Here is a 26,681-nt window from a genome sequence, read left to right on the forward strand (position 1 = left end):
TAGCGAGCGCGCGAAGCGCAGCTCTGCTAGAATCTCGGCTGGCGGGCCCCTTCGCATGGTTCGACGGTGAACCTGGTCAGGTCGGGAACGAAGCAGCCATAGTCGTTTAGGGTCAGTGCCGGAGTAAGGCTCGCCAACCGGATTCTTCAAAGCTGTAGCGTTTGCTACTTCGCTTTCACAGGGGACGGGGTTATTTTCCAAGGATTCGTTCCACGGGAATAAGCCCGTCCCCTTTGCATTCCAGCCCGCTCGATCAACGGGTTCAACAATCAGGCTCTACAATCCAGCCATGACTTATCTGGTATTGGCCCGCAAGTGGCGGCCGCGATCGTTCGATACCCTGGTGGGACAGGATCACGTGGTGCGCGCGCTCACGCATGCGCTCGACACGCAACGCCTGCATCACGCTTGGCTGTTCACCGGCACCCGGGGCGTCGGCAAGACCACGCTCTCGCGCATCCTGGCCAAATCGCTCAACTGCGAAACCGGCATCACCTCAAAGCCCTGTGGCGTCTGCCGCGCCTGCACCGAGATCGATGCGGGCCGCTTTGTCGACTACCTTGAGCTGGACGCCGCGTCCAACCGCGGCGTCGAGGAAATGACGCAGCTTCTGGAGCAGGCGGTTTACGCACCGGGCGCGGGACGCTTCAAGGTCTACATGATCGACGAAGTCCACATGCTGACCGGGCACGCGTTCAACGCCATGCTCAAGACGCTGGAAGAGCCGCCGCCGCACGTCAAATTCATCCTGGCCACCACCGATCCGCAAAAGATCCCGGTGACGGTTTTGTCGCGCTGCCTGCAATTCAATTTGAAGCAGATGCCGGCCGACTCTATCGTTGGCCATCTGCAGGCCGTGCTCGGCCAGGAAGACGTCGGCTTTGAAATCCCGGCCCTGCGGCTGATCGGGCAGGCGGCGTCGGGCTCGATGCGCGACGCCCTGTCGCTCACCGACCAGGCCATCGCCTACAGCGCGGGCAACCTTACCGAAGATGCCGTGCGCGGCATGCTCGGCACCATCGACCAACGCCATCTCGTGCGCCTGCTGGATGCCCTGTCTTCGGGCGATGCCAAGGGCGTGCTGGCCGTGGCCGACGAACTTGCGATTCGCGGACTGTCGTATGCCGGTGCGCTGGCCGACCTGGCCGTGCTGCTCTCGCGCGTGGCGATCGAGCAGCGTGTGACCGGCGTGACCGCCGCCGAAGATCCGCTGGCCGGCGACATCGCCCGGCTTGCACAGGCGCTGCATCCGGATGCCGTGCAACTGTTCTACTCCGTCGCCGTGCACAGCCGCGGCGAACTGACGCTGGCGCCCGACGAATACGCGGGCTTCATCATGGCGTGCCTGCGCATGCTGGCGCTCAATGGCGACGCCGGTCCGCAGACCGCGCTGGAAGCGCCCGCCGCGCCCGCGCGTCAGACCGCGGAACCCGCTGCTGTCATCGCCGCCGCAGCGCCTTCGGGCGCGGGTCAGCCTGCCGCGTCTGCGCCCGACGCCGGCGCAGTCGCTCCGCCAGTGTCCGGCGCAGCGGTCAACCATCCCGAGGCAGTTAATGCCTCGGCGAGCAACGCCGCCGACGACAATGCGTCGCGCAACGAGGCGCCGGCATCCGCATCAGAGTCCGCGTCCGCAGCAGCGTCCGCATCTGTTGACGCGCCGTCGGAATCTCCCGCCGCCGTCGCTGCCGCGCGCGCGCAGCCCGCCGCCGTCGCATCGCCGCAATCGCCAGCCGCGCCCGTCCCGCAATCCGCAGACAGCAGCAGCGTCCCCCCCTGGGAAGACCTGCCGCCGGACGCCGCGAATGCAGACGCGGGCGCAGCGGCGTCCGATGCCCCGAAGAGCAACGCAGCAGGGCCCGCCGTAACGGCCGCCGACGCATCGACGCCTGACACATCGACCGCCGACGCCCCGACCGCCGACACCTCGCCTCCCGACGCCGCAGCGCCTCACGCCCCGTCCGCCAAATCGCAAGGCGCCGCTGCCCTGGCCGTGACACCGGCCGCCGCCGCGATCGCTCCGGCATCCGCGTCCGCCCCGGCAATGGGCGACACCGACGGCCCGCCGTCCTGGGTCGACGAAGAAATTCCCTTTGAAGCCGAAGGCGGGTTCATGCCCGACAGCGGCTTCACGTCCGACCCGGATGACGATTTCGAAACGCTGGCCACGTCGCCGTCGCCCGCACCCGCGCCGTCCGCCGCTCGCCGCGATGCCCCCGCGCCCGCGCGCAAGCGCCAGTCGCGTGCGCCTCGCCTGACGGACATGGACTCGGCGTCCTGGCCCGAGCTGGCCGCGCGCCTGCCCGTGACGGGCCTGGCATCGGAACTGGCTCGCCAGAGCGAATGGGCCGGCGTGCAGGGCGATGCCATCATCCTGCGCGTGGCCGTCAAGACCCTGGCCGAAAGCGAAAGCCGCGTGCGCCTGCAGACCGTCCTGTGCGAACATTTCGGGCAGGGCATCCGGCTGGACGTGCAGGTTGGCGTCACCGGCGACGCCACGGCGTATGCCGTGGCCCAGGCCGAGAGCGCGGCGCGCCAGCTCGCGGCCGAAAACGCCGTCGCCGACGATCCCTTCGTGCAAGCGCTGCTGTCGGATTTCGGCGGCCACGTCGTTGCTGGCTCGATCCGCCACGTTGATTCAGCGGCCGCCGCCTGACGCGGCGGCCAACCTCATTCCCCTCGTTCAAGGAAGCTCCCATCATGATGAAAGGACAACTCGCCGGCCTGATGCGCCAAGCGCAGCAGATGCAGGAAAACATGAAGAAGGCGCAGGACGCGCTGGCCGACATCCAGGTCGAAGGCGCCTCGGGCGGTGGCTTGGTGAAGGTCACCATGACCTGCCGCCACGACGTCAAGCGCGTCGAGATCGACCCGTCGCTGCTCGCCGACGACAAGGACATGCTGGAAGACCTGGTCGCCGCCGCGTTCAACGACGCGCTGCGCAAGGCCGAAGCCACCTCGCAGGAAAAGATGGCGTCCGTCACTGCCGGCATGCCGCTGCCCCCGGGCATGAAGCTGCCGTTCTGATTGCCGCTGCCGTAGGTTGCAATGGATCCCTTACTGCCCGAACCCGAGCCGCTGGTCTCGCTGATCGAAGCGCTGCGGCGCCTGCCCGGCGTGGGCGTGCGATCGGCCCGACGCATGGCGTATCACCTGTTGCAGCATGATCCGCAGGGTGCGGATCTGCTGGGGCGGGCGCTTGCCGGCGCGGTGCGGGATCTGAAGCACTGCGCGCGCTGCAATAGCTTCTCTGAAGACGAGGTCTGCGCCACCTGCTCCAATGTCAAGCGCGATCCCTCGCTGCTGTGCATCGTCGAAACGCCGGCCGACCAGAACATGATCGAGTCCAGCCACGGTTACCGTGGCCTGTATTACGTGCTCATGGGCCGGGTCGCGCCGCTGGAAGGCATCGGTCCGCGTGAACTGGATTTCGAGCGCGTGATCAAGCGCGCGACGGATGGGGTGGTGCAGGAAGTCATCCTGGCCACCAACTTCACGGCCGAAGGCGAGACCACCGCGCATTTCCTGGGCGAGGCCCTGGGCGAGCGCGGCCTGCGGGTCACGCGCCTGGCGCGTGGCGTGCCCGCCGGCAGCGAGCTCGAATACGTCGACGCCGGCACCATCGCCTGGGCGCTGATGGAGCGCAAGACCACCTGACGCTCGCGGTACCAGAACGCCCGCCGGCAACGTATCGGCCGGGCAATCAATGTGAGGAAGACAATCCATGTCAGCGCTGACCGGACTGAAAGTCCTGGAACTCGGCACGCTTATCGCCGGCCCATTCGCCGCGCGCATCTTCGGCGAATTCGGCGCCGACGTCATCAAGGTGGAGACCCCGCACGGGCCGGACGGCACGGGCGGCGGCGATCCCATCCGCAGTTGGCGCCATCTGCACGAGGGCAATTCCCTGTGGTGGACGGTGCAGGCCCGCAACAAGCAATCCATCGCGCTCAATTTGAAGGACCCGCGTGCGCAAGAGATCGCCCGCAAGCTGGCGCTGGACGCCGATGTGGTGGTCGAGAACTACCGCCCCGGCGTCCTGGAAAAGTGGGGGCTCGGCTTTGAGCAGCTGCGCGCCATCAATCCCGCGCTCATCATGGTCCGCCTGTCCGGCTACGGCCAGACGGGCCCCATGAAGGATCAGCCCGGCTTTGGCGCCATCGGTGAATCCATGGGCGGCCTGCGTTACGTGTCGGGCCACCCCGACCGCCCGCCGCTGCGGGTCGGCATCTCCATCGGTGACTCCATCGCGGCGCTGCACGGCGTGATCGGCGCGATGATGGCGCTGCGCCATCGCGACGCCACCGGCGGCCGCTGGAACGGCAAGACGGGCGACGAATGCCAGGCAGGGCAGGGCCAGATGGTTGACGTGGCGCTGTACGAAGCCGTCTTCAACATGATGGAGAGCCTGGTCCCCGAGTACGACGTGGCGGGCGTGGTGCGCGAGCGCACCGGCGGCGCGCTGCCGGGCATCGTGCCCTCGAATACCTACACCACGCGCGACGGCCAGAACATCGTCATCGCCGGCAACGGCGACGCGATTTTTCATCGCCTGATGCGGGCCATCGGCCGCGACGACTTGGCCGAGGATCCGGATCTGGTGCGCAACGACGGCCGCGCGCGGCGCGTTCAAGAGATCGACGGCGCCATCCAGCAATGGTGCGACGGACGCGGTATCGAAGCGGCGCTCGAAGCCCTGAAGCGCGCCGACGTGCCGGTCGGCAAGATCTACAGCGTGGCCGACATGTTCAGCGATCCGCAGTTCCTTGCGCGCCGCATGATCGAACAGCATCGCCTGGCAGACGGCAGTCCCGTCAAGCTGCCGGGCGTGGTTCCCAAGCTATCCGAAACACCTGGCCAGACGCGCTGGGTGGGCCCGAAATTAGGGGAACATACCGAGGAAGTCCTGAAATCGCTGGGGTATGATTCAGCGGCTATCGACAAGCTGGCGAAGACCGGCGCTATCGGAATATCCGACAACCAGGAGACAAAGCAATGACAGTCACCCGCCGTGAACTGCTCAAGATCGCCGGCGCTGCCGGCGTCATGAGCATGGCCCCTGCCATCGTGCGCGCGCAGAAGCTTGAAAAGACCAAGGTCCAGATCGCAGTCGGCGGCAAGCCGCTGATCTATTACCTCCCGCTGACGATCGCCGAGGTGCGCGGTTACTTCAAGGACGAAGGGCTGGACGTCAGCATCGCGGACTTTGCCGGTGGCTCCAAGGCCCTGCAGGCCGTGGTGGGCGGCAGCGCCGACGTGGTCTCGGGCGCCTTCGAGCACACGCTGTCCATGCACTCCAAGGGTCAGGCCTATCGCGCCTTCGTGCTGCAAGGCCGCGCGCCGATGATCGGCGTGGGCGTCTCCAAGAAAAACATCCCGGGCTACAAGGGCGCGGCTGACCTGAAAGGCAAGAAGATCGGCGTGACCGCGCCGGGCTCGTCCACCAACATGGTGGTCAGCTTCTTCCTTGCCAAGCACGGCCTGAAGGCCTCTGACGTGTCCTTCATCGGCGTGGGCGCTGGCGCGGGCGCGGTGACTGCCGTGCGCAGCGGCCAGATCGACGCCATCTCCAACACGGACCCGGTGGTCTCGATGCTGGAAATGCCCGGCGACATCCAGATCATCGTCGACACGCGCACGCTCAAGGACACGCAGGAAATCTTCGGCGGCAACATGCCCGCCGGCTGCCTGTATGCGCCGCAGACGTTCATCGACGCCAATCCCAACACCGTCCAGGCGCTGACCAACGCCATCGTGCGCGCCGACAAGTGGATTCAGAAGGCTGGCCCCGAGGAAATCGCCAAGGTCGTGCCCGAAACCTACCTGCTGGGCGATCCGGCCATCTACAAGGCCGCGCTCGGCAAGAGCATGGAAGGCCTGTCGCCGGACGGCATGATCCCCGAAGACGGCGCGGCCACCGCGCTCAAGGCGCTGGCCGCCTACCAGGCTGACTTCAACGGCTCGAAGGTCGATCCGTCGAAGGTGTGGACCAACGATTTCGCGCGCCGCGCCAACGAGAAGTATGCCAATGGCTGAAGCCGCGCTGTCGCTGGAAAACATAAGTTGCACCTTTGTCTCGCGTGACGACCGGTCGCAGCGCTACACCGCGGTCAGCGACACGACCCTGGCCATCGCGCCGGGCGAGTTCGTGTCCGTGGTGGGCCCGACCGGTTGCGGCAAGTCCACGTTGCTCAACGTCAGCGCCGGCCTGTTGGCGCCGTCGTCGGGGCAGGTGAAGGTCTTTGGCCAGCCGCTGGTTGGCATCAACGAACGTGCGGGCTACATGTTCCAGGGCGAGGCGCTTCTCCCCTGGCGCAGCGCGCTGGACAACGTCATTGCCGGCCTGGAGTTCGCCAACGTGCCCCGCGCCGAGGCGTTGGACCGCGGACGTGAATGGATGCGCCGCGTTGGTCTGGGCGGTTTCGAGGGCCGCTATCCGCACCAGATGTCGGGCGGCATGCGCAAACGCGCCATGCTGGCGCAGACGCTGATCCGCGACCCCGACATCATCCTCATGGACGAACCGTTCTCGGCGTTGGACATCCAGACGCGCCAGCTCATGGAGAACGAGGTCCTGGACCTGTGGATGGCCAAGCGCAAGGCGGTGCTGTTCATCACCCATGACCTGGACGAAGCCATCGCCATGAGCGACCGCGTGATCGTCCTGTCCGCCGGTCCGGGCACCCATCCCATCGGAGAATTTGCCATCGATCTGCCGCGTCCGCGTGACGTGGCCGAAGTGCGCATCGACCCGCGTTTCGTCGAGCTGCATGCCGCCATCTGGGGCGTGCTGCGCGAGGAAGTGCTCAAGGGCTATGCCCAACAGAAGCGAGCCTGAGCCATGCCCAAACTGAACAAATCCGGTTCCGGCAGCCTGCGCGTCTGGCAATTGCTGCTGCTCGTCGTCATCCTGGCCGTCTGGCATTTTGCGTCGCGCGATCCGAAGGTCGCCTTCTTCTTTGGCGAACCGCTGAAGGTGTGGGGGCGCATCTGGGCGTGGTTCGTCACCAACGCCGACATCTACAACCACTTGGCCGTGACGCTGACCGAGACCGTGCTGGCGTTCTTCATCGGCACGATCGCGGGCCTGGCCTTCGGCTTGTGGCTCGGGCTGTCGCCGCGCGCCAGCGCAATCCTGGACCCCTACATCAAGGCAGCCAACTCGATGCCGCGCGTCATCCTGGCGCCCATCTTCGGCATGTGGTTCGGCCTGGGCATCTGGTCCAAGGTGGCGCTGGCCGTGACGCTGGTGTTCTTCATCGTGTTCTTCAACGTCTATCAAGGCGTGCGGGAAGTCAGCCCCACCTTGCTGGACAACGCCCGCATGCTGGGCGCACGCAAGCGCCAGCTGCTGCGCCATGTGTACTTGCCGTCGGCGACAAGCTGGGTGTTTTCCAGCCTGCACACGTCGGTGGGTCTGGCGTTCGTGGGCGCGGTCGTCGGCGAATACCTGGGCTCGGCCAGCGGCGTCGGCTACCTGATCCTGCAGGCCGAAGGCACGTTCGACGTGAACACCGTGTTTGCCGGCATCATCGTGCTGACGGCGTTTGCGTTGATCCTGGATACGATCGTCGGGGTCGGCGAGAAGCGCCTGATGAAGTGGCAGCCCAAGTCGGGCGAAACCGAAAAGCTGTAATCCGACGTGCGTCGCGCTGCCGGGCTCAGGCCCGCAGCGCGCCCTGGCTGCGCAGCCAGTTGGTCAGGCTGTCGAAGGCGTCGCGGGCGCCTTGCAGCGCCTGTTCCTCGCGGCCCCGCGCGCCGGCCTCGCTGTCCAGGTGCAGCAGAAACTCCTTCCACAACGGTCCCACCTGTTCGCCATACCCGCGCAAGTAGCGCTGGGGCAGGTCGGGCGCCACCGCCTGCAGACGCTTGACCAGGAACCGGCCGCCCAACTGAGACCCTTCGACCACGTACGCGACGCCCAGTGCGTAGGCGTCGGGCGCGGCCACCTGCGGCGGCTGTGCGCAATGCACGACGGGCGCGGGGTCGCCCGCCGCCTTCAGGTCTTCATGCAGCCAGGCGGTCTTGCCGGCCCGCTCAGCGGCGCGCAGCGACGCCGGCCAGTCCAGTTGCCAGAGCTGTTGCTCCAACGGTTCCAGCCATCCCAGCAGCGCGCGCAGATAGGCCAGATAATGACCGCGGTCAACGTGGTCTTCGGCCAGCGCCAAACCTTGGTCCAGCGTTTCGTGACGTTCGCGGGTGCCATCGCGCAGCACTTGGTGGACGGGAGAAATCATGGGGTTCGTGACGTGAAGAGTTGGTGGAACGGTTAAACCGGCGACATCAAGCCGGTGATATTACGGCGGCGGGTTACGCCGGCAGATGCAGCGACCAGCAGCGATCCTGACGCTCCAGCCGCCAGCCCGAAGCGGACGCAAGCAGCTCGATTTCCTGCGGATCAAAAGCCGGCGGCTTGTCCGAGGCCGGTGCGCCTTCGGGCACGCGGGCACGCCACACGCCGGGCTCGGACGCGTCCACTTCGAGCTGCGCATCCGCGGGCACCAGCGGCAACAGGCACAACAGCCATGCCAGGACCAGATATCGTGTGCTGAACAATGGCACGTCCGCGTGCGCCACCTGCTCGGGCCAGCGGATGCCGTGGCTCGCCAGCAGCAGGTGCGAGAACATCAGCTTGCGGCAGTCATGCAGCAGGTCGCCGCTGGACGTCATGGCGCCGCCATCGCTCAGCCAACCATCCAGCTCGCGCACCACGCCCACGCTTTCGTCGAGCATGTCGGAAAGGTCACCGGCAAGCCGCTCGCAGCGTTGCTGGACGGCTTCGCCGGTGGTGCCTTCAGGCGCCTGGCGCAGCATGGCGGCCGCGAGCGAGGCGCTGGACAGCGGGCCCAGCACTTCATGGCGCAGCACGGGGAAGATCTGGCTGAGCACCTTGAGCTGCACGCCCTTTGCGGCCAGCAGGCCAAGGGTGTCGGATTGCATCATGAAAGAACCGTCAGTTGGCCTCGTGCAGAATGGCCAGGAGCGCGTCGGGGTCCGCCGGCTTTTCGATCCATCCAGTGAAGATGCCGTTGATGGCATCGCGTCGTTCGTGCCGCGCCAGGCCGCTCAGCGCATAGATGCGCGGCGGGTTGGCGCGTTCGCGCAGGCGCTTGGCCAGCTCGTAGCCGTCCATGTCGGGCAGCAGGATGTCCAGCAGCACGGCATCCGGCGCGAACGTGTTGACCAGCTCCAGGGCTTCGGCCCCGGTGGCGGCGCACCGCGTCTCCAGGTTTGAAAGCGCCAGGAACTCGGCCAGCAGTTCCGATCCCATTTCGTTGTCGTCCACCAGCAGGACCCGCATGGCGCGCACTTCGTTCAAGTTATGTCTCCCAGGTTCAAGAGGGGGTTGCTTCAGGCATGGCGCGGGGCAGCGTGACCGTGAAGATGACGAGCCCGTCGCGGCATTGGACGGCAATGTCGCCGCCGTGGTCGCGAACGACCTGCTCGGCAATGTACAGGCCCAGCCCCAGGCCGGAGCGGTTGCGCGACTGGCCCACCGATTCCGGCTTGAAGGGCGAGAACAGGTGCGCGAGCACGTCTTCGGCAATCGGGCCGCCATGGTTGATGACGCTGAGCGTAATGCCGTCATCGGTTTTTGCGGCGGTCACCATGATGGGCTGACGGGGCGCGCCGTGCTGACGCGCGTTGCCCATCAGATTGGTCACCACCTGCGCGATACGGTCGGTATCGGCCATGAGCGTCAGGCCGTCCGGCACGTCGGGTTCGATGCGCAGGCCGGGGTAGGCCTGGCGCTTTTCCTCGATCAGGCCGTTCACCAGTGCCGACAGGTCGCACAGCCGCTTTTCAATGCCCAGCCCCAGGCCGCCTTGCAGGCGCGACAGGTCCAGCACCTGCGATATCAGGCGCTGCATCCGGCCGCTGGAATAACGGATGCGCTCGCCCATGCGCGCGCCGGTATCGGTGCGGGACAGCAGGGTCGCGGCCATGGAAATGGATTGCAGCGGGTCGCGCAGGTCGTGGCCCAGCATGGCCAGCAGCGCGGTGCGGGCGCGGTCGACGTCGGCGGCGCGGCTGGTCGAAATGTGCGAGAGCTCGTCACGCAGGTTGTCCACGGCCTCAAGCTCCCCAGGCAGCCAGGGTAGACAGACCCCGCGTACGACCTCGCGCCAGGCTTCGAACGAGCCGCGCGGGGTCAGCCGCGGGCCGAGACTGCCGACCGCGTACTGCTTTTCCGGCTTGCCGCCCCACACGAGGGTCTCGATCTGCTCCTTGCGCAACCAGACCAGCCAGCCATTGTTCATGGGGTCAAACTTGCACGCGAGCAGGCCCGCATACGGGACGATTTCGGTCTGCAATTCGGGGTAGTCGCGCGCGATGTTGGTGGTGTGCACCACGCGCTGTCCGCTCTGGTCCAGCGCGTTCAGGATGCCCGCCAGTTCGCCGCGCGGCGCAATGCCGCCAAACACCGTGACGCTGTTGCTCCAGAGGCACAGCGCGGCATCGTTCGGGACCAGCGAGGCCGGCGTATCGCCGCCCTGCGACAGCGCCTGATGCACGTTTTCAGAGGCTGAAACGCGCTCGACAAGCTTGCTGACCAGCGCGGCGTTCTGGCGGGATTGCTCGGCCCGCTCATTGGCTTCGATGCCGGACACCGTGGCCGCAACGACCTGCGCCATCGCCTCGCACGCCAGGCGGGCGGGGTAGGGCACGGCCCGCGGCGTGTGATGGTGGCAGGCGATCATGCCCCACAGGCGGCCGCCGATCACCAGCGACAGGCTCATAGACGCCCGTACCCCCATGTTCGCCATGTATTCCAGGTGGACGGGCGACACGCTGCGCAAGACCGAGAAGCTCAAGTCGAGCGGTTGGGGATCCGGCGAAGGGGCGCTCAGCACGCGCACCGGGTGGTAGGTCGCATCGGCGATCAGGCGCAGGGTGTTTACCGTATAGAGCCGGCGCGCCTGCGCCGGAATGTCGCCGGCGGGATAGCGGCGGCCCACCCAGTCGTCCAGGTCGGCGCGTCGCTGTTCAGCCACGATCTCGCCGCTGTCGTCGGGATGGAAGCGATACGCCATCACCCGGTCAAAGCCCGTGGCGCGCTGCACTTCGCGCACCATGCTGTCCAGGAGCGCGGGAATGTCACGCTGCCGGCGCACGCGCTCGATGCTGCGGTAGATGCGCTCGGGCGCGGCAATGCCGACGCCGTCGGCCCGGCGCTCGAGTTCGACAATCGTCAGCCCATCGACATTGCGATGGCCGATCACGTCATAGGTGGCGCGATCCAGCGTGATGGTCAGCGGATCGAAAATGGGGTCGGGGTTGCCGAGCCAAGTGGACAGGCAGTACGCAAGGCCCGGCGGCAACGCCTCAGGCGCGCAAGGCTGGTCCAGCGTCAGGCAGGTGTCGAGCAACTGGGCGGCATTCTCGCTGGCGTAACGCAGCGTGCCGTCGGGATCGAACGCGAGCAGGGCCCCGAGCGGCTGGATGGCGCCCGGTATGTGTATCGGTTCGCTGTCGCAATTGGCGAGAGTGAGTTGGGGGTAGGATTCGGTGGGCGCATTCATGCGAGTGAGATACCGTGGACGCGCAAGTGTGTTGCCATTATGTCAAAGATATTGTGAGAATGTGTGCATTTGCTGCCCTCTACCTTCCGGAGTTCGCATGGCCCGTTTGCCCTACGCTGATCTGACTCATCCCGAAGCACGGCCCCTGGTGGAAAGCATTGTCGCGCAGCGGGGCAGTGTGTTGCATCTGTATCAGATGCTGCTGCACAGTCCCGCGGTGGCCGGCGGCTGGCTGAATTACCTGACGTCGATCCGGCAGCTCAGCACGTTGCCGGGCGATCTGCGCGAGCTCGTCATCATGCGGGTGGCGGCCATCAACGGTGCGCCCTACGAGGCCGACCAGCATGCGCCGATCGCGTTGAAGGAAGGCGTATCCCAGGCGCAGCTGGACGCGCTGGATGCTTGGGAAACCTCGGGTCTGTTCAGCGAACGCGAACGGGCGGTGCTGGCCTACACGGACGCCATGACGCGTCACGTGCAGGTTCCCGAGGCGGTGTTCGACGCCGTCCGGGCGGCCATGGGGTCGGAAAAGCTGGTGGTAGAGCTGACGGCGACAGTCGCCGCGTACAACATGGTATCGCGGTTCCTGGAAGCGCTGCAGGTGCACTCTCACGATCACCGCTAGGCAAGGGCGCGCGGACAGCAACCGCGCGCCGCACTGGCTCAGCCTCGCTGCGCGTCGATCAGGGCATCCAGCTTGATGGCGTCGGCCACGAACAGGCGGATCCCCTCGGACAGCTTTTCGCTGGCCATCGCATCGTCATTGAGCAGCGTGCGGAACGTCACTTCGTCCGCGCCGATGCGCGCAATGTCGCCGCGCGCGTCGTCAGCGCGAAGCTGGGCGGGCGCGTCGCCTTCGGTGGCGGCCAGCTTGTTCAGCAGGTCCGGACTGATCGTCAGCAGGTCGCAGCCGGACAACGCAAGGATCTGACCCACGTTGCGGAAGCTCGCGCCCATGATCTCGGTCGGGATTTCAAAGTGCTTGTAGTAGCGGTAGATATTGGTGACGGACTGAACCCCCGGGTCACGCGCGCCCGTGTTGTCGTCTTCGACCCAGTTCGCGCCGGCCGATTTCTTGTGCCAGTCGTAGATGCGGCCGACGAAAGGCGAAATGAGCTGCACGTGCGCATCGGCGCAGGCGACCGCCTGGGGCAGCGAGAAGAGCAGGGTCAGGTTGCAGCGGACGCCCTCGGACTGCAAAACCCGGGCGGCCTGGATGCCTTCCCAGGTGGACGCAATCTTGATGAGCACGCGCTCGCGCGGGATGCCGGCGGCTTCGTACAGGGCGATCAGGCCGCGGGCGCGTTCGATGGTGGCGCGGGTGTCAAAGGACAGGCGGGCGTCCACTTCGGTGGACACGCGGCCCGGCACGATGTCCAGAATCGCGCGGCCGAAGGCGACCAGCAGGCGATCCATGAGTTCGGCGGTGGAGGCGCCGCGGTGCTCGCGCGCGGTCTTTTCCAGCAGCGGGCGGTAGGCGTCCTGCTGGACGGCCTTCAGAATCAGGGACGGGTTGGTGGTCGCGTCCGTGGGACGCAACGCCTTCATGGCTTCGAAATCGCCGGTGTCGGCAACAACGGTGGTGTGGTCACGCAGGGCGTCAAGTTGGCTGGGCATGGACTTATACGACTCGCAGCTGGCTAGGGTTGAAGGTGCTGCTAGCGTATCACCGACGCTGCCGGCCCGCAGTCCGCCGCAAGGGCGAGGGGCGCTGATTGCAGGCCGCGCAACGGCGCGGCAAAACGGCCGAAAAACCCGGTTTCGGCCTTATTTGGCGCGGTTCTCCGGGAAAAACGGCCGCTCGAGGTATAATCCGAAGGTTTGATTATCGATTCTAAAACCGGGGTTTACTGTGCTGCCGCAACTCTTTCCCGAGGGGATCAACCGCTTCCCTCCTGCAATTCTGGCTCTGGCGGACGGTACCATTTTTCGAGGCGTGTCGATCGGTGCGCCTGGCCATACCGTTGCCGAAGTGGTGTTCAACACCGCGATGACCGGGTACCAGGAAATTCTCACCGATCCCAGCTATAGCGGTCAGATTGTCACGCTGACCTATCCGCACATCGGCAACACCGGCGTCAACGCCGAAGACGTGGAATCCAATCGCGTCTATGCCGCCGGCCTGGTGGTACGCGACTGCCCCGCCCGCGTGTCGAACTTCCGTTCCACGCAATCTTTGCCCGACTACCTGACCGAGCAGGGCATCGTTGCCATTTCCGGCATCGACACCCGCAAGCTCACGCGCATCCTGCGCGAAAAGGGCGCCCAGGGCGCGTGCATCCTCGTGGGTTCCGACGCCGAGCGCGCCGTTGAACTCGCCCGCGGCTTTCCCGGCATGGCCGGCCAGGATCTGGCCAAGGTCGTGTCCATCAAGGAAAGCACCGGCTGGACCGAAGGCACCTGGCAGCTCGAAGGCGGGTTCACGTCGCCCGACCAGTCCAAGTTCCACGTGGTCGCCTATGACTACGGCGTAAAGAGCAACATCCTGCGTCTCCTGGCCGACCGTGGCTGCCGCATCACGCTGGTGCCGGCCCAGACCTCCGCCGAAGACGTCTTCAAGCTCAATCCCGACGGCGTGTTCCTGTCCAACGGCCCCGGCGACCCCGAGCCCTGCGACTACGCCATCGACGCCACCCGCGCTTTCCTGGACAAGAAGCTGCCGGTGTTCGGCATCTGCCTGGGCCACCAGATCATGGGCCTGGCGGTGGGCGGCAAGACCGTCAAGATGAAGACCGGCCATCACGGCGCCAACCATCCGGTGCAGGACCTCGCGTCCAAGCGCGTGTTCATCACCAGCCAGAACCACGGTTTCGGTGTCGACGCAGCCAGCTTGCCCGCCAATGCGCGCGTGACGCACGTCTCGCTGTTCGACGGCACGCTGCAAGGCTTCGAGCTCACCGACCGCCCGGCCTTCTGCTTCCAGGGTCACCCCGAAGCCAGCCCGGGTCCGCACGACATCCTCGAGCTGTTCGACAAGTTCATCAGCCTGATGTCCGGCCAAAAGTAAAGACTGCATCATGCCCAAGCGTACAGACCTAAAAAGCATTCTCATCATCGGCGCCGGCCCCATCATCATCGGGCAGGCCTGCGAATTCGACTACTCCGGCGCGCAAGCTTGCAAGGCGCTCAAGGCCGAGGGCTACCGCACCATCCTGGTGAACAGCAACCCGGCCACGATCATGACGGACCCGGAAACGGCCGACGTCACCTACATCGAGCCCATCACCTGGCAAGCCGTCGAAAAAATCATCGAGCGTGAAAAGCCCGATGCGCTGCTGCCCACGATGGGCGGCCAGACCGCGCTGAATTGCGCGCTGGACCTGGCCCACCATGGCGTGCTCAAGAAGCACAACGTGGAACTCATCGGCGCCAACGAGCACGCCATCGAAAAGGCCGAAGACCGCCAGAAGTTCAAGCAGGCCATGACCGACATCGGCCTGGAATCGGCCAAGTCGGGCGTCGCCCACAGCATGGACGAAGCCTGGGAAGTGCAGCGCCGCATCGCGGCCGAAGTCGGCACCTCCGGTTTCCCCGCCGTTATCCGCCCCAGCTTCACGATGGGCGGTTCGGGCGGCGGCATCGCCTACAACGCCGAAGAATTCGAAACCATCTGCCGCCGCGGCCTGGAAGCCTCGCCCACCAGCGAACTCCTGATCGAAGAGTCGCTGCTCGGCTGGAAGGAATTCGAGATGGAAGTGGTCCGCGACAAGGCGGACAACTGCATCATCGTCTGCTCCATCGAAAACCTGGATCCGATGGGCGTCCACACGGGCGACTCCATCACCGTCGCGCCGGCCCAGACGCTGACCGACAAGGAATACCAGATCATGCGTAACGCATCGATCGCGGTATTGCGCGAGATCGGCGTGGATACGGGCGGCTCGAACGTGCAGTTCGCCGTCAATCCCAAGAACGGCCGCATGATCGTCATCGAGATGAACCCGCGCGTGTCGCGTTCGTCGGCGCTGGCCTCCAAGGCCACCGGTTTCCCCATCGCCAAGGTCGCCGCGCGCCTGGCCGTCGGCTACACGCTCGACGAGCTGCGCAACGAGATCACCGGCGGCGCCACGCCGGCTTCGTTCGAACCCACGATCGACTACGTGGTCACCAAGGTGCCGCGTTTCGCATTTGAAAAATTCCCCACCGCCGACGCGCGCCTGACCACCCAGATGAAGTCCGTGGGTGAAGTCATGGCCATCGGCCGCACCTTCCAGGAATCGTTCCAGAAGGCGCTGCGTGGCCTGGAAGTGGGCGTCGACGGCCTGAACCAGAAGACCACCGACCGCGAAAAGCTGCAGGTCGAACTGGGCGAGCCCGGTCCGGAACGCATCTGGTACGTGGGCGACGCCTTCGCGCAAGGCTTCACGCTGGACGAAGTGCACAACATCACGCACATCGACCCGTGGTTCCTTTCGCAGATCAAGGAAATCGTCGACATCGAGCTGGCGCTCGAGCAAAAGACGCTGGCCGACCTGGACTACGCCACGCTGTTTGAACTGAAGCGCCGCGGTTTCTCCGACCGCCGCCTCGCGTTCCTGCTGGATTCCTCGGAATCCGAAGTGCGCAAGCTGCGCCACCAGCTCAACGTGCGTCCGGTCTACAAGCGCGTCGACACCTGCGCCGCCGAATTCGCCACCCGCACCGCCTACATGTACTCCACGTACGAGGAAGAGTGCGAATCCGCCCCCACCGATCGCAAGAAGATCGTGGTGCTGGGCGGCGGCCCGAACCGGATCGGCCAGGGCATTGAATTCGACTACTGCTGCGTGCATGCCGCGCTGGCGCTGCGCGACGACGGGTACGAGACCATCATGGTCAACTGCAACCCGGAAACCGTGTCCACCGACTACGACACCTCCGACCGTCTGTACTTCGAGCCGCTGACGCTCGAGGACGTGCTGGAAATCGTCCACAAGGAAAACCCGGTCGGCATGATCGTCCAGTACGGCGGCCAGACCCCGCTGAAGCTGGCGCGCGCCCTGGAAGCCAACGGCGTGCCCATCATCGGCACCAGCCCCGAATCCATCGACGTCGCCGAAGACCGCGAGCGCTTCCAGAAGCTGCTCAACAAGCTCGGCCTGCGTCAGCCGCCCAACCGCACCGCGCGCACCGAAGGCGAGGCCCTGGCCCACGCCACCGAAATCGGTTATCCGCTGGTCGTGCGTCCCAGCTACGTGCTCGGCGGCCGCGCGATGGAAATCGTGCACGAGCAGCAGGACCTCGAGCGCTACATGCGCGAAGCCGTGAAGGTCAGCAATGACTCGCCCGTGCTGCTCGACCGCTTCCTGAACAACGCCACCGAAGTCGACGTGGACTGCCTGGCCGACGGCGAAACCGTCTTCATCGGCGGCGTCATGGAACACATCGAGCAGGCCGGCGTGCACTCGGGCGACTCGGCGTGCAGCCTGCCGCCGTACTCGCTGTCGGCGGAAGTCATCGCCGAGATCAAGCGCCAGACCACGATGATGGCCAAGGCCCTGAACGTCAGCGGCCTGATGAACGTGCAGTTCGCCATCCAGGGCGGTGACGTCTACGTGCTGGAAGTGAACCCGCGCGCCTCGCGCACGGTGCCTTACGTCTCCAAGGCCACCGGTTTGCAGCTTGCCAAGATCGCCGCGCGCGCCATGGCCGGCCAGACCCTCGCCGCGCAAGGCATCACGAAGGAAGTCGTGCCGCCTTACTTCTCGGTCAAGGAAGCCGTGTTCCCGTTCGTGAAGTTCCCGGGCGTGGACACCATCCTCGGTCCGGAAATGAAGTCGACCGGCGAAGTGATGGGCGTGGGCATGAGCTTCGGCGAAGCCTTCGTGAAGTCGCAGCTTGCCGCCAGCGTGCGCCTGCCGGAGTCCGGCACGGTGTTCATCAGCGTCAAGAACCAGGACAAGGCCCGCGCCGTTGAAGTGGCTCGCGGCCTTCACACCCTGGGCTTCAAGCTGGTCGCCACGCGCGGCACGGCCGCCGAGATCGAAGCGGCCGGCATCCCGGTGCAGGTGGTCAACAAGGTCAACGAAGGCCGCCCGCACATCGTCGACATGGTCAAGAACGGCGAAATCTCGCTGGTCATCAACACCGTCGAAGAGCGCCGCAACGCCATCGCCGACTCGCGCACCATCCGCACCCAGGCGCTGGCCGCCCGCGTGACCTTCTTCACGACCATCGCGGGCGCCCGCGCCGCGGTCGAAGGCATGCAGTATCTGCGCCAGGGCCTCGGCCTGCAGGTCTACCCGCTGCAAGAGCTTCACGCTTCCCTGCAGAAGTAAGCCGGCAGATCACAATTAGGGCACGCGAAAGCGTGCCCTAATTTTTTTGCAACGCGACAACAGGCAGGTCAGGACATGGACAAAGTCTTCATCACCGGCGCCAGCAGCGGCCTGGGGCGCGCGCTGGCGCAGCAATATGCAGCCAAGGGCGCCACGCTGGGCTTGCTGGGCCGCCGCGAGGAAGCGCTGCGCGAACTCGCCGCCAGCCTGCCGGGCGAGCATCGCTGCTATGCCGTGGACGTGCGCGACCGCACGGCGCTGCACGCCGCGGCGCAGGACTTCATCGCGTTCTGCGAGGGCAGGGTGGATGTGGTTATCGCCAGCGCCGGCATCAGCGCCGGCACGCTGACCGACCACGGCGAGGATTTCGACGTCTTCAAGGCCATCGTCGACACCAATCTTCTGGCCACCGTGTCCACGTTCGAACCCTTCATCGCGCCGATGCGGGCGGCGGGGGCAGGGCGCCTGGTCGGGATCGCCAGCGTGGCGGGCATACGCGGCCTGCCCGGTGCCGGCGCTTACAGCGCGTCCAAATCGGCGGTGGTGACCTATTGCGAAAGCCTGCGGCTGGAACTGGCCGCGCAGGGGATCAGCGTCGTGACGATCGCGCCCGGCTATATCAAGACGGCCATGACGGCGCATAACCCGTACTCGATGCCCTTCCTGATGGAAGCCGACGCCTTCGCCACCCGCGCGCACGCGGCAATCAGCCGGGGGACTAGCTACACAGTGATTCCGTGGCAAATGGGCGTGGTGGCCAAGCTGATGCGGCTGCTGCCCAATGCCGTCTACGATAGGCTGGCCCGCAACGCCCCGCGCAAGCCGCGCAAGACGGTGTGAGGCCAGCCGTCCGGCATTCGCCGGACGGGGGCAGACATGTCCCTCAAGGCACCACGTCGTCGCCCACTTCGGCGGCGATGTGCGTCACGTCACCCCAATCCAGCACTTCCCATTTCCGGCCTTCAACGCCGACGCGGTTGATGCTGACATTGAGCAGCGCCGCGTCGCGCGGCGCGTTCAGCGGTACGCCCGAGGCATGGCGCCAAATGATGTCCAGCACGCCGCCATGGGTAAACATCAGGATGCGCTCGCCCTCATGGCGGCTGGCGATATCGTCCACGGTGCTGATGACGCGCGATTGAAACTGCCCGAGCGATTCGCCGCCGTCCAGCGGGCGCAACGGATCGCGGCTCTTCCACGCCGCCGCGGCTTCCGGCGCCAGCACGTCGATGCGCTCATGGTCCAGGCCTTCCAGCACCCCAAAGCCCCGCTCGCGGATGCCGGGTTCCACGCGTACGCGCAGGCCAAGCTGCTCCGACACAGGCACGGCCGTCGCGTGCGCGCGTTGCAGGTCGCTGCTGTAGATCGCGTGGATTGGCGTGTGCTTGGCCTCTTCGTGCAGGCGCGCGGCCAGCAGGCTGGCCTGGTTGACGCCGAATTCGTTCAGGGGGATGTCTTGCCAGCCTTGCAGGCGCCGTTGGCGATTCCAGTCGGTTTCGCCGTGGCGGATGAACCAGATTTCAGTCATTGCAGTCTTGTTGCGGGGATTGAGCCTTATGCCTGGACCGGCGCGATGGGCGCGCGCGGCTTCCAGATGGCTTGAATGATCGAGCTTAACGCGACCAGCGCGGGCTCGCTAGCGCGTTCGTAAGGCAGCATGAAGCCCAGCACCGCGTCGACGCGCGCCTGGCCCCACACGATGAAGTCGCTGGACGCGGCACCCGCCAGCGCGGTTTCCTCGCGCAGCAGCGCGCAGCCCGCGCCGGCCCGCACCAGCGCGTCCATGTTGGCCTGATCGTCGTTCTGCATGACGATGCGCGGCGACAGCCCGTGGCGCTCGAACATATCGCGCAGCAACAGATGCGTGTGGCTGCCGGACGGACCGTCCAGCCACGGCAGTTGCGCCACCTCGCGCCAGCCGCCGCGTTTGAGCACCGCCGCGTGCTCGGCGGGCATCGCAATCCGATACCGCACGCTGCGCAGCGGCTGCCACAACACGCCGCGCGGCGCGTTGGCCGCGATGGTCAGCGCGGCGGGCAGGCGGCCGGTACTGACCTGTTCGGCCAGCGCCGCAGCGGGCTGGGTCTGGGTCTTCAGTTCAACCAGCGGCAGGCGCTGCGTGACTGCCGAGGCCAGCTCCCCCAAGCGCAGGAAATCGGGCTTTTCGCTGGGAACACCCAGTTCGACAACGCCATGCAGATTGCCCTGCAACTGCTGGGCTTCGGACTTGAATTGCGCGCCCAGCACCAGCAGCGATTCCGCCGTCGGCAGCAGCACTTCGCCCGCCTTGGCCAAGGCTAGCCGGCCGCCGCTGCGGTCGAACAGCGCGACGCCCAGGCTCTGCTCCAGCGCCTTGATCTGCGCGGTCACGGCGGGCTGTGTCAGCGACAGCGCCTCGGCCGCCTTCGTCAGGTTGCCCAATCGGGCAACCGTGACGAAGGCGCGGATCTGGTAGATTTCCATGGCCGCGAGTGTAGGTCAGGCGGCCAGCAGCCGCACCTGTGTCGGCTCCAGTCCCACCGACACCGGCGCGCCCGCCGGAAACGGCGACAGGCCGGCCAGATGCGCCTGGTCGGCCGTCAGCCGCTGCTCGCCAACCTGCACCTGATAGCGCGTGAATTCGCCCAGAAACTCGCTGCTTTCCACGATGCCCGGCAGCCAGACATAACGCGCATCGCCCAGGCCATCCGCCATCTCGATCTGCACCGTGTGGGGCCGAAAGCTCGCTGCCAGCCGAGTGGCTGCGGGGGCCTCGCCCGTCAGCGGCAGGTGCAGGTCGCCCACGCCGTCCACCGCCAGCGTTACGCTGCTGCTGGTGCGCTCGCGCACATTGCCTTCCAGCACATTCATCGTGCCCACGAAATTCGCCACGAAGCGGTTCACGGGGTAGTCGAACAGCGTGCTCGGCGCGCCGATCTGCTGCACCACGCCGTGATCCAGCACCGCCATCCGGTCGGCGGTGGTCATCGCTTCTTCCTGGTCGTGCGTGACGAAGATCGTCGTGATGCCCAGGCGGCGCTGCAGGCTCAGAAGGTCTTGGCGCATCTGCACGCGCAGCTTCTTGTCCAGGTTGGACAGCGGCTCGTCCAGCAGCAGCACCTGCGGTTCGATCACGATGGTGCGCGCCAACGCCACGCGCTGCTGTTGTCCGCCCGAAAGCTGGTTGGGACGCCGCTTGGCATATTGCGACAGCCCCACCAGATCGAGCGCGGCTTCCACCTTGGTGCGGATCTCGGCGCGCGGCAGCTTGCGCTCGACCAGGCCGAACGCCACGTTGTCCCATACCGTCATGTGCGGCCACAGCGCATAGTTCTGGAACACCATGCCGATGTTCCGATGCCAGGGCGGGGTCCCGCTGATGTCCTTGCCGTCCACCAGCAACTGGCCTGCGCTGTGACGATTGAAACCCGCGATCAACCGCAGCAGGGTGGACTTGCCCGAGCCCGACGGCCCGAGCAGCGCGAAGAACTCGCCCGGCTCGATGCTGATGCTGACGTCCTTCAGCACTTCGGTCTTGCCGTACGAGAGCTGGATGTTGCGGCATTCGACGCTGACTTTCTTCATGCGGATTCCCCTTCATTGCGCGCCGGTTGCTGGCGCTTCGATGCGCGGTCCACCAGCAGGTGCGATACGTAAGTGCCGATACCCACGGCGACCACCGCCAGGACGCCAAGCGCGGCGCCCGGTCCGCGGCCCGCCGCGCTCTGCATGTACAGATAGATGCCGTAGCTCATGGGCGCCTGGCTGTCCTTGGTCACCAGCATGATGGTGGCCGACAGTTCCACGGCGGCCGTCACAAAGCTGGTCACGAACCCGGCCAGCATGCCGCCCGCCATCAGCGGCACCACGACGCGTCGGATCGTGCTCATGCGCGTGGCGCCCAGCGACTGGGCCGCCTCTTCTAGCGACACGTGGATCTGCTGCAACGCCGCTACGCACGAACGCAGCGCGTACGGCAAACGCCGCACGGAGTAGGCGAGCATGATGATGATCCAGGAGGACGTCAGCATCGTGCCCGTGCCAGGCAGCTCGATGCCGCGGAAGGTGCGCAGAAAGCCGATGGCCAGCACAATTCCCGGAATCGCCAGCGCTGCGGACGCCAGAAAATCCAGCCACTGCCGTGCCGGCAGCCGGGTGCGCAGCATCAGGTAGGCGATCGCGGTGCCCAGGATCACGTCGATGCCCGCGGCAAGGCCGCAATACAACAGCGTGTTGGCGATCATGCCCTGCGATTCCGAGAACACGGCTGAGTAGTGGGCCAGCGTGTACCCGTCCGGCAGCGGCGCATAGCTCCAGACGCTGGCCAGCGACAGCAGCAGCACGCCGATGTGCGGCGACAACACCAGCAGCAGCACCAGGATGATCCAGCCATACGCCAGCACGCTTTCCATCGGACCCAGCTTGCGCTTCTGGATGGAATTGCCGCCCTTTTGCAGCGTGGAGTAGTCGCGTCCCTTGAGCACGCGCGCCGACAGCCACAGCGCCAGGATCGAAAATCCCACCATGATCACGCTGATCACATAGCCCAGCGGATCTTCCAGCCCCACCTGCGTGATGCGCAGGTACGCTTGCGGCGCCAGCATGTTGGTCGTGCCCAGCACCAGGGGCGTGCCCAGGTCGTCGAACACCTTCACGAACACCAGCGACGCGCCCGCCACATAGCCGGGCAGGGCGAGCGGAAAGATCACGCGGCGGAACAGCCGGAACCCGCGCGAACCCAGGTTGAAGGCCGCTTCTTCCATGGCCCCGTCGATGTTGCGCAGCGCCACCACGAGGTTCATCAGGATGAACGGGAAATAGTGGATGGCTTCCACGAAAATGACGCCATTCAGCCCTTCCATGAACGGAATCGTGAAGCCGAACCAGTCATTGAGCAGCAGGTTCACACTGCCGGATCGGCCAAAGATCAGCTGCATGGCCACCGCGCCCACGAAGGGCGGCATGATGAGCGGCAGCACGCCCAACGTCTGGATCAGCAGGGCGCCACGAAAATCGAAGCGCACCGTGAAGTACGCCAGCGGCACCGCGATCAGGGACGCAATCAGCGCCGACCAGCCCGCCACGTACAGGCTGTTGAAGAACGCTTCCCGCATCAACGGCTGGTTGAAGAAGGCGCCGAAGTGACCGGTGGTGAAGCTGCCGTCGGCATTGACGAAGGCGCTGTGAAAGACCGTACCCACGGGCACGGCCAGGAAAAGCAGCAGAAAGCCGAACACCAGCAGCGCCGCCAGGACGGGGCCGGCGGGCAGGCGCGAATGGCTCGAATGATTCATCGAGATTCCCGAAAATCGTTGCCAGAAGACAGGCGCGATCCACGGCGGGCGGGGCAAGCCCGCCTGCCGTGTTCAGCGCATTCAGACGATCAGAGCGCGGCGGCCTGCCGTGCCAGCTTCACGGCTTCTTCGTAGTTGGCGCGCGCGCGGCCATTCCACTCGCCTTCAAGCTGCGTGATCTGCTGGTTGACGGCCGCGTCCTTCTTGTTGCCGGCGAAGATCGCCAGGAACGCGGGGTCGGCCGCCTTCTTGCTGTCGATCAGCGGCGCCCAGGCCAGCTTGCGTGCCTCTCCCAGCAATTCGGCTGCCTTGCCGCTCTTGGCCTTGTCACCCAGCTTGGCCTCGGCGTCGTAGATCGCCTTGGTGGCCGCCTGCAATTCCTTCAGACGGAACGTGACGGTCTGGTCGTACAGCGATTGCACGACGTAGTAGCGCGACTGCGAGAGGTCCGCGTCGAAATGAACCTTGCTGCGCTTGGCGATTTCCGCCGGGTCGGGATAGCCGGGCGGAATCTTGCCGGCCAGCGCGGAGTAGGGCAGCACCGGCAACCGCGAGATCTTCGGCTCCAGCAGCAGCTCCTGGCCCGCCTGGCTCAGCGTGAAGGCGATGAATTTCTTGCCTTCCTCGCTGTTCTTGGCGCCCTCGATCAGCGCGATATTCGCCGGGACGATGGCGGTCTCGGACGGATAGACGAACTCAACGGGGAACTTGGAATACTTGCTCGACAGCCCGAAGAAGTCGATGACCGGTCCGGCGCCGAACTGGCCGTTGTTCACGCCGTCGGGCACGCCGAACGAGCGCTCGGTGACGGCGCTGCTGTTGCCCGACATGCGCAAAAGTGTGTTCCAGCCGTCATCCCAGCCTTCGCCTTGCAGGATGGTTTCCACGGTCAGGTGCATCGTGCCCGAACGCGAGGGCGACGTGATGCCCACGTGGCCGAACCACTTGGGCGACAACAGATCCTTCCACTCAACGGGCGCCGGGATCTTGTGCGCCGCGATGTACCGGGTGTTGTAGATAATGCCGTAGCCCGCCAGCGCCTGGCCCAGATACATGCCGCCCGGATCATTGATGGGATAGCTGCCGATCTTGTCCGGCACATCCTTGTTCGCGATGTCGGCCGACTTGGCCAGCAGCTTGTCGCGTCCCAACACCTCGAACGCATCGGGCGCGCTGGCCCAGAAGACCTCGGGGCGCTGACCCGCTGGCGTCTCCCGCACGAAGGCGATCCCCGACACCGTGTTCTTGTTCAGGATTTCCAGCGTGATGCCGGGATTGGCTTTCTCGAAAGCGGTCTTGTAGGCCTGGGTCAGGTCCTTGGGGAACGACGTGATCACCGTGACGGTGCCGGCCAGGGCCGGCGCCGCGCAAACGGCCAGCAGCGCCCCGGCAAGGGCTGTGCGCATTGCGTGCATGGTTTGTCTCCGTGGTTTTAGATTTGTCTGGAGACAGTACTGGCACGCCCGATGAGCGTCCAATCAGAAATTTTGATGCGCGCCATCAGCGACGGCGCCACATCGCTTGCGCCGAATCAGGCCTGGGCCGACACGCCGGCCTGTTTGGCAGCCTGCGCCTGTTTTGCCAGGAGTTGGGAAATCTGGCCTTGGATCTGCACAGCCTGGGCATTGAGCGCCATGATCTGCTGCGCCTTCATTTCGGCCGACATGCCGCTCGCCTTCACTTTGGCGATCTGATCCATGATGCGCTTGAGCTGCTTTTGCAACTCCTTGATCTGGCGGGTGTATTCGTCGTCGTTGTCGGTTTCTTCGGTGGCCTGCGCGTTGCCGACCTTGGTGGCGCCCGGATTGTTGACGCGGATCTTGCCTTCCGCGGTCACCGACACCGCATCCTGCCCCGCAGCGTTCTTCGCTTCCTTGTTGGCCTGGATCTTCTCGGCCCAAAGATCTGCAAGGCTGCTGATCCGGGAGGTGCCGCTGATGCTATTGATCGCCATGACTATTCCTTTGCCTGGGATTTCGGGGTTTCCACTAATACGGCAATCGGCCGGCAAAACTTAAACGTTGCCCCCGCTTGATGGCCCCCTTTACACTGGCGCCCGCTCGCAGTTTGAAACCCTCTCGTACCACCCCGGGGAATCCATGTCCAACTCCTACTTTCCGCGCTGGCGCCTGGCGGACGACGCCGAGCCCGGCGTCATCATCGCGCCCGACGAACGGCTGTCCTGGCCCAAGAACGTCGCCATGGGCGCACAGCACGTCGTCGCGATGTTCGGCTCGACCGTCCTGGCGCCGTTGCTCATGGGGTTCGATCCCAACGTCGCCATCCTGATGTCGGGCATCGGCACGCTGATCTTCTTTCTGTTCGTGGGCGGCCGGGTGCCCAGCTACCTGGGTTCCAGCTTCGCGTTCATCGGCGGCGTCATCGCGGTGACCGGCTATGCCGGCGGCGGGGCCAACGCCAACATCGGCGTCGCGCTGGGCGCCATCATTGCCTGCGGTCTGGCTTACACGCTGATCGGCGTCATCGTCTGGATCGTCAATGCCCGGGCAGGCGGCGGCGCCAACTGGATCGATACCCTCATGCCGCCCGTCGTCACAGGCGCGGTGGTGGCCGTGATCGGCCTGAATCTCGCGCCCATCGCCGCCAAGGGCGCGATGGGGGCGTCGGGCTTCGATAGCGCCATGGCCATCGTCACGATCGTCTGCGTGGGCGGCATCGCCGTCTACACGCGCGGCATGGTGCAGCGCCTGCTCATCCTGGTCGGCCTGATCCTTGCCTGCGTGGTGTACGCGGTGCTGGCCAACGGCCTGGGCCTGGGCAAGCCCATCGATTTCTCTGCGGTGTCCGCCGCCGCGTGGTTCGGCCTGCCGCAGTTCTCCGCGCCGGTCTTCAAGGGCGAGGCCATGGGGCTGATCGTTCCGGTCGCCATCATCCTGGTGGCCGAAAACCTGGGGCACGTGAAGGCCGTCAGCGCCATGACGGGGCGCGACCTCGACCGCTACCTTGGCCGGGCATTCGTGGGCGACGGCGTGGCGACGATGGTGTCGGGCGCCGTCGGCGGCACGGGCGTCACGACCTACGCCGAAAACATCGGCGTGATGGCGGTCACCCGCATCTATTCCACGCTGGTGTTCGTGATCGCTGCCCTGATCGCCATCGTCCTGGGCTTCTCGCCCAAGTTCGGCGCGCTCATCCAGACGATCCCGGGACCTGTGCTGGGTGGCATGTCGGTGGTGGTCTTCGGCCTGATCGCCATTGCCGGCGCCCGTATCTGGGTCGTCAACCAGGTCGATTTCACTGACAACCGCAACCTCATCGTGGCTGCGGTCACGCTGGTGCTGGGCGCGGGCGACTTCACCATCAAGCTGGGCAACTTCACGCTGGGCGGCATCGGTACCGCCACGTTCGGCGCGATCATCCTGTACGCGCTCTTGCGGCGCACGAAGTAACGGCGACATCCGGGACGCCGAGGCGTGCCGGATCGTGGCGCAAAGCCTATCGTCCAGTAGTATCTTGGCTCGGGAGGCTCCCGGAAAACCCTCGGTTCGCGCGGGAGTCCATCGGGCCCGGCAAGGCCGCAAAGCCTTTTCGGTGCGAAATCGCCGGTTTTAGCGCGTTACAGCGCCGAAATGCGCCGAAAAGGCCGTTTTCTCCGGCGGCTTGCAATT

23 protein-coding genes and 1 other RNA gene are annotated in these 26,681 nt (G+C 65.8%); 13 read left to right on the plus strand and 11 right to left on the minus strand.

Going from position 1 to position 26,681, the window contains the following annotated elements; all coding sequences use genetic code 11:
* Positions 1-40 precede the first annotated feature (40 nt).
* The 8 genes from ffs (at position 41) to KW836_RS10450 (ending at position 7,633) form a co-directional block, all read left to right on the plus strand.
* An RNA gene (ffs, locus tag KW836_RS10415) (signal recognition particle sRNA small type) lies at positions 41-138 on the plus strand.
* Positions 139-289: 151 nt separating this feature from the next.
* Positions 290-2,653 carry a DNA polymerase III subunit gamma/tau gene (gene dnaX, locus KW836_RS10420; protein WP_218343179.1) on the plus strand — a complete coding sequence of 788 codons (2,364 nt, stop codon included), beginning with the start codon at positions 290-292 and terminating at the stop codon, positions 2,651-2,653.
* A 44-nt stretch (positions 2,654-2,697) separates the two neighbouring features.
* Entirely contained in the window at positions 2,698-3,024 is a 327-nt protein-coding gene (locus tag KW836_RS10425; protein ID WP_056326789.1) for a YbaB/EbfC family nucleoid-associated protein, read from the plus strand.
* Between the two features lie 21 nt (positions 3,025-3,045).
* Positions 3,046-3,654 (plus strand): recombination mediator RecR, encoded by a 609-nt coding sequence (gene recR / locus KW836_RS10430; protein WP_175126029.1) that lies wholly within the window; start codon positions 3,046-3,048, stop codon positions 3,652-3,654.
* A gap of 67 nt (positions 3,655-3,721) precedes the next feature.
* The gene (locus tag KW836_RS10435) at positions 3,722-4,996 is read left to right on the plus strand and encodes a CaiB/BaiF CoA-transferase family protein (protein ID WP_175126030.1); all 1,275 of its coding nucleotides are present in this window, start codon (positions 3,722-3,724) and stop codon (positions 4,994-4,996) included.
* The gene (locus KW836_RS10440; protein WP_175186418.1) at positions 4,993-6,033 is read left to right on the plus strand and encodes an ABC transporter substrate-binding protein; all 1,041 of its coding nucleotides are present in this window, start codon (positions 4,993-4,995) and stop codon (positions 6,031-6,033) included. The genes KW836_RS10435 and KW836_RS10440 overlap by 4 nt, the downstream gene beginning before the upstream one ends.
* Positions 6,026-6,835, plus strand: coding sequence for an ABC transporter ATP-binding protein (locus tag KW836_RS10445; protein WP_056570777.1), 810 nt, complete (start codon positions 6,026-6,028; stop codon positions 6,833-6,835). Before KW836_RS10440 ends, KW836_RS10445 begins: the two co-directional genes overlap by 8 nt.
* A gap of 3 nt (positions 6,836-6,838) precedes the next feature.
* Positions 6,839-7,633: an ABC transporter permease gene (locus KW836_RS10450; protein WP_218343180.1), complete on the plus strand. Its 795-nt coding sequence runs from the start codon at positions 6,839-6,841 to the stop codon at positions 7,631-7,633.
* 25 nt (positions 7,634-7,658) lie between these two features.
* Here KW836_RS10450 and KW836_RS10455 read toward each other — a convergent pair whose 3' ends face one another.
* The 4 genes from KW836_RS10455 to KW836_RS10470 form a co-directional block, all read right to left on the minus strand.
* Positions 7,659-8,234, minus strand: coding sequence for a biliverdin-producing heme oxygenase (locus tag KW836_RS10455; protein ID WP_218343181.1), 576 nt, complete (start codon positions 8,232-8,234; stop codon positions 7,659-7,661).
* A gap of 73 nt (positions 8,235-8,307) precedes the next feature.
* The gene (locus KW836_RS10460) at positions 8,308-8,940 is read right to left on the minus strand and encodes a hypothetical protein (RefSeq protein WP_218343182.1); all 633 of its coding nucleotides are present in this window, start codon (positions 8,938-8,940) and stop codon (positions 8,308-8,310) included.
* A gap of 10 nt (positions 8,941-8,950) precedes the next feature.
* Positions 8,951-9,307: a response regulator gene (locus KW836_RS10465; RefSeq protein ID WP_224776719.1), complete on the minus strand. Its 357-nt coding sequence runs from the start codon at positions 9,305-9,307 to the stop codon at positions 8,951-8,953.
* 25 nt (positions 9,308-9,332) lie between these two features.
* Positions 9,333-11,522, minus strand: a complete 2,190-nt coding sequence (locus tag KW836_RS10470; protein ID WP_218343183.1) for an ATP-binding protein — start codon at positions 11,520-11,522, stop codon at positions 9,333-9,335.
* Positions 11,523-11,619: 97 nt separating this feature from the next.
* On the opposite strand from KW836_RS10470, the gene KW836_RS10475 reads away from it, so the two are divergent.
* Complete coding sequence (locus KW836_RS10475; protein WP_218343184.1) at positions 11,620-12,147, plus strand: carboxymuconolactone decarboxylase family protein; 528 nt, start codon at positions 11,620-11,622, stop codon at positions 12,145-12,147.
* 38 nt (positions 12,148-12,185) lie between these two features.
* On the opposite strand, the gene tal is transcribed toward KW836_RS10475, so the two are convergent.
* The gene (tal, locus tag KW836_RS10480; protein ID WP_218343185.1) at positions 12,186-13,139 is read right to left on the minus strand and encodes a transaldolase; all 954 of its coding nucleotides are present in this window, start codon (positions 13,137-13,139) and stop codon (positions 12,186-12,188) included.
* Positions 13,140-13,374: 235 nt separating this feature from the next.
* Between tal and carA the strand changes: the two genes are divergently transcribed.
* From carA to KW836_RS10495, 3 genes are all read left to right on the plus strand, one after another.
* Positions 13,375-14,529, plus strand: a complete 1,155-nt coding sequence (gene carA / locus KW836_RS10485; protein WP_218343186.1) for a glutamine-hydrolyzing carbamoyl-phosphate synthase small subunit — start codon at positions 13,375-13,377, stop codon at positions 14,527-14,529.
* A gap of 10 nt (positions 14,530-14,539) precedes the next feature.
* Positions 14,540-17,779, plus strand: a complete 3,240-nt coding sequence (gene carB / locus KW836_RS10490; protein WP_175126039.1) for a carbamoyl-phosphate synthase large subunit — start codon at positions 14,540-14,542, stop codon at positions 17,777-17,779.
* 75 nt (positions 17,780-17,854) lie between these two features.
* Positions 17,855-18,619 carry an SDR family oxidoreductase gene (locus KW836_RS10495; RefSeq protein ID WP_175138251.1) on the plus strand — a complete coding sequence of 255 codons (765 nt, stop codon included), beginning with the start codon at positions 17,855-17,857 and terminating at the stop codon, positions 18,617-18,619.
* Between the two features lie 43 nt (positions 18,620-18,662).
* Here the strand turns inward: KW836_RS10495 and KW836_RS10500 are convergent, their stop codons facing one another.
* The 6 genes from KW836_RS10500 to KW836_RS10525 all read right to left on the minus strand — a co-directional run bounded on the left by KW836_RS10500 (position 18,663) and on the right by KW836_RS10525 (position 25,006).
* Positions 18,663-19,307, minus strand: a complete 645-nt coding sequence (locus tag KW836_RS10500) for a histidine phosphatase family protein (RefSeq protein ID WP_175126041.1) — start codon at positions 19,305-19,307, stop codon at positions 18,663-18,665.
* Between the two features lie 26 nt (positions 19,308-19,333).
* Entirely contained in the window at positions 19,334-20,242 is a 909-nt protein-coding gene (locus KW836_RS10505; RefSeq protein ID WP_175126042.1) for a LysR family transcriptional regulator, read from the minus strand.
* A gap of 15 nt (positions 20,243-20,257) precedes the next feature.
* Positions 20,258-21,343 (minus strand): ABC transporter ATP-binding protein, encoded by a 1,086-nt coding sequence (locus tag KW836_RS10510; protein WP_105240132.1) that lies wholly within the window; start codon positions 21,341-21,343, stop codon positions 20,258-20,260.
* Positions 21,340-23,052: an iron ABC transporter permease gene (locus KW836_RS10515; RefSeq protein ID WP_175126043.1), complete on the minus strand. Its 1,713-nt coding sequence runs from the start codon at positions 23,050-23,052 to the stop codon at positions 21,340-21,342. Before KW836_RS10515 ends, KW836_RS10510 begins: the two co-directional genes overlap by 4 nt.
* An 89-nt stretch (positions 23,053-23,141) precedes the next feature.
* The gene (locus KW836_RS10520; protein ID WP_218343187.1) at positions 23,142-24,467 is read right to left on the minus strand and encodes an ABC transporter substrate-binding protein; all 1,326 of its coding nucleotides are present in this window, start codon (positions 24,465-24,467) and stop codon (positions 23,142-23,144) included.
* 116 nt (positions 24,468-24,583) lie between these two features.
* Positions 24,584-25,006 (minus strand): FlxA-like family protein, encoded by a 423-nt coding sequence (locus tag KW836_RS10525; RefSeq protein ID WP_218343188.1) that lies wholly within the window; start codon positions 25,004-25,006, stop codon positions 24,584-24,586.
* Positions 25,007-25,151: 145 nt separating this feature from the next.
* Here KW836_RS10525 and KW836_RS10530 point away from each other — a divergent pair, with 145 nt between their 5' ends.
* Positions 25,152-26,462, plus strand: coding sequence for a solute carrier family 23 protein (locus tag KW836_RS10530; protein ID WP_218343189.1), 1,311 nt, complete (start codon positions 25,152-25,154; stop codon positions 26,460-26,462).
* Positions 26,463-26,681: the final 219 nt, after the last annotated feature.

The organism is Achromobacter sp. ACM05, assembly GCF_019218915.1.
In the GTDB taxonomy this organism is placed as follows: domain Bacteria; phylum Pseudomonadota; class Gammaproteobacteria; order Burkholderiales; family Burkholderiaceae_B; genus Achromobacter; species Achromobacter animicus.

Excerpts from the sequence above, each read along its gene's own strand:
- KW836_RS10510 (WP_105240132.1), bottom strand. The coding sequence starts at position 21,343 with ATGAAGAAAGTCAGCGTCGAATGCCGCAACATCCAGCTCTCGTACGGC.
- KW836_RS10530 (WP_218343189.1), top strand. The coding sequence starts at position 25,152 with ATGTCCAACTCCTACTTTCCGCGCTGGCGCCTGGCGGACGACGCCGAG.
- carB (WP_175126039.1), top strand. The coding sequence starts at position 14,540 with ATGCCCAAGCGTACAGACCTAAAAAGCATTCTCATCATCGGCGCCGGC.
- KW836_RS10525 (WP_218343188.1), bottom strand. The coding sequence starts at position 25,006 with ATGGCGATCAATAGCATCAGCGGCACCTCCCGGATCAGCAGCCTTGCA.
- tal (WP_218343185.1), bottom strand. The coding sequence starts at position 13,139 with ATGCCCAGCCAACTTGACGCCCTGCGTGACCACACCACCGTTGTTGCC.
- KW836_RS10470 (WP_218343183.1), bottom strand. The coding sequence starts at position 11,522 with ATGAATGCGCCCACCGAATCCTACCCCCAACTCACTCTCGCCAATTGC.
- KW836_RS10450 (WP_218343180.1), top strand. The coding sequence starts at position 6,839 with ATGCCCAAACTGAACAAATCCGGTTCCGGCAGCCTGCGCGTCTGGCAA.
- KW836_RS10520 (WP_218343187.1), bottom strand. The coding sequence starts at position 24,467 with ATGCACGCAATGCGCACAGCCCTTGCCGGGGCGCTGCTGGCCGTTTGC.
- KW836_RS10495 (WP_175138251.1), top strand. The coding sequence starts at position 17,855 with ATGGACAAAGTCTTCATCACCGGCGCCAGCAGCGGCCTGGGGCGCGCG.
- KW836_RS10515 (WP_175126043.1), bottom strand. The coding sequence starts at position 23,052 with ATGAATCATTCGAGCCATTCGCGCCTGCCCGCCGGCCCCGTCCTGGCG.
- KW836_RS10455 (WP_218343181.1), bottom strand. The coding sequence starts at position 8,234 with ATGATTTCTCCCGTCCACCAAGTGCTGCGCGATGGCACCCGCGAACGT.
- KW836_RS10435 (WP_175126030.1), top strand. The coding sequence starts at position 3,722 with ATGTCAGCGCTGACCGGACTGAAAGTCCTGGAACTCGGCACGCTTATC.
- recR (WP_175126029.1), top strand. The coding sequence starts at position 3,046 with ATGGATCCCTTACTGCCCGAACCCGAGCCGCTGGTCTCGCTGATCGAA.
- KW836_RS10475 (WP_218343184.1), top strand. The coding sequence starts at position 11,620 with ATGGCCCGTTTGCCCTACGCTGATCTGACTCATCCCGAAGCACGGCCC.
- KW836_RS10505 (WP_175126042.1), bottom strand. The coding sequence starts at position 20,242 with ATGGAAATCTACCAGATCCGCGCCTTCGTCACGGTTGCCCGATTGGGC.
- KW836_RS10460 (WP_218343182.1), bottom strand. The coding sequence starts at position 8,940 with ATGATGCAATCCGACACCCTTGGCCTGCTGGCCGCAAAGGGCGTGCAG.
- KW836_RS10440 (WP_175186418.1), top strand. The coding sequence starts at position 4,993 with ATGACAGTCACCCGCCGTGAACTGCTCAAGATCGCCGGCGCTGCCGGC.
- KW836_RS10445 (WP_056570777.1), top strand. The coding sequence starts at position 6,026 with ATGGCTGAAGCCGCGCTGTCGCTGGAAAACATAAGTTGCACCTTTGTC.
- KW836_RS10500 (WP_175126041.1), bottom strand. The coding sequence starts at position 19,307 with ATGACTGAAATCTGGTTCATCCGCCACGGCGAAACCGACTGGAATCGC.
- dnaX (WP_218343179.1), top strand. The coding sequence starts at position 290 with ATGACTTATCTGGTATTGGCCCGCAAGTGGCGGCCGCGATCGTTCGAT.
- KW836_RS10425 (WP_056326789.1), top strand. The coding sequence starts at position 2,698 with ATGATGAAAGGACAACTCGCCGGCCTGATGCGCCAAGCGCAGCAGATG.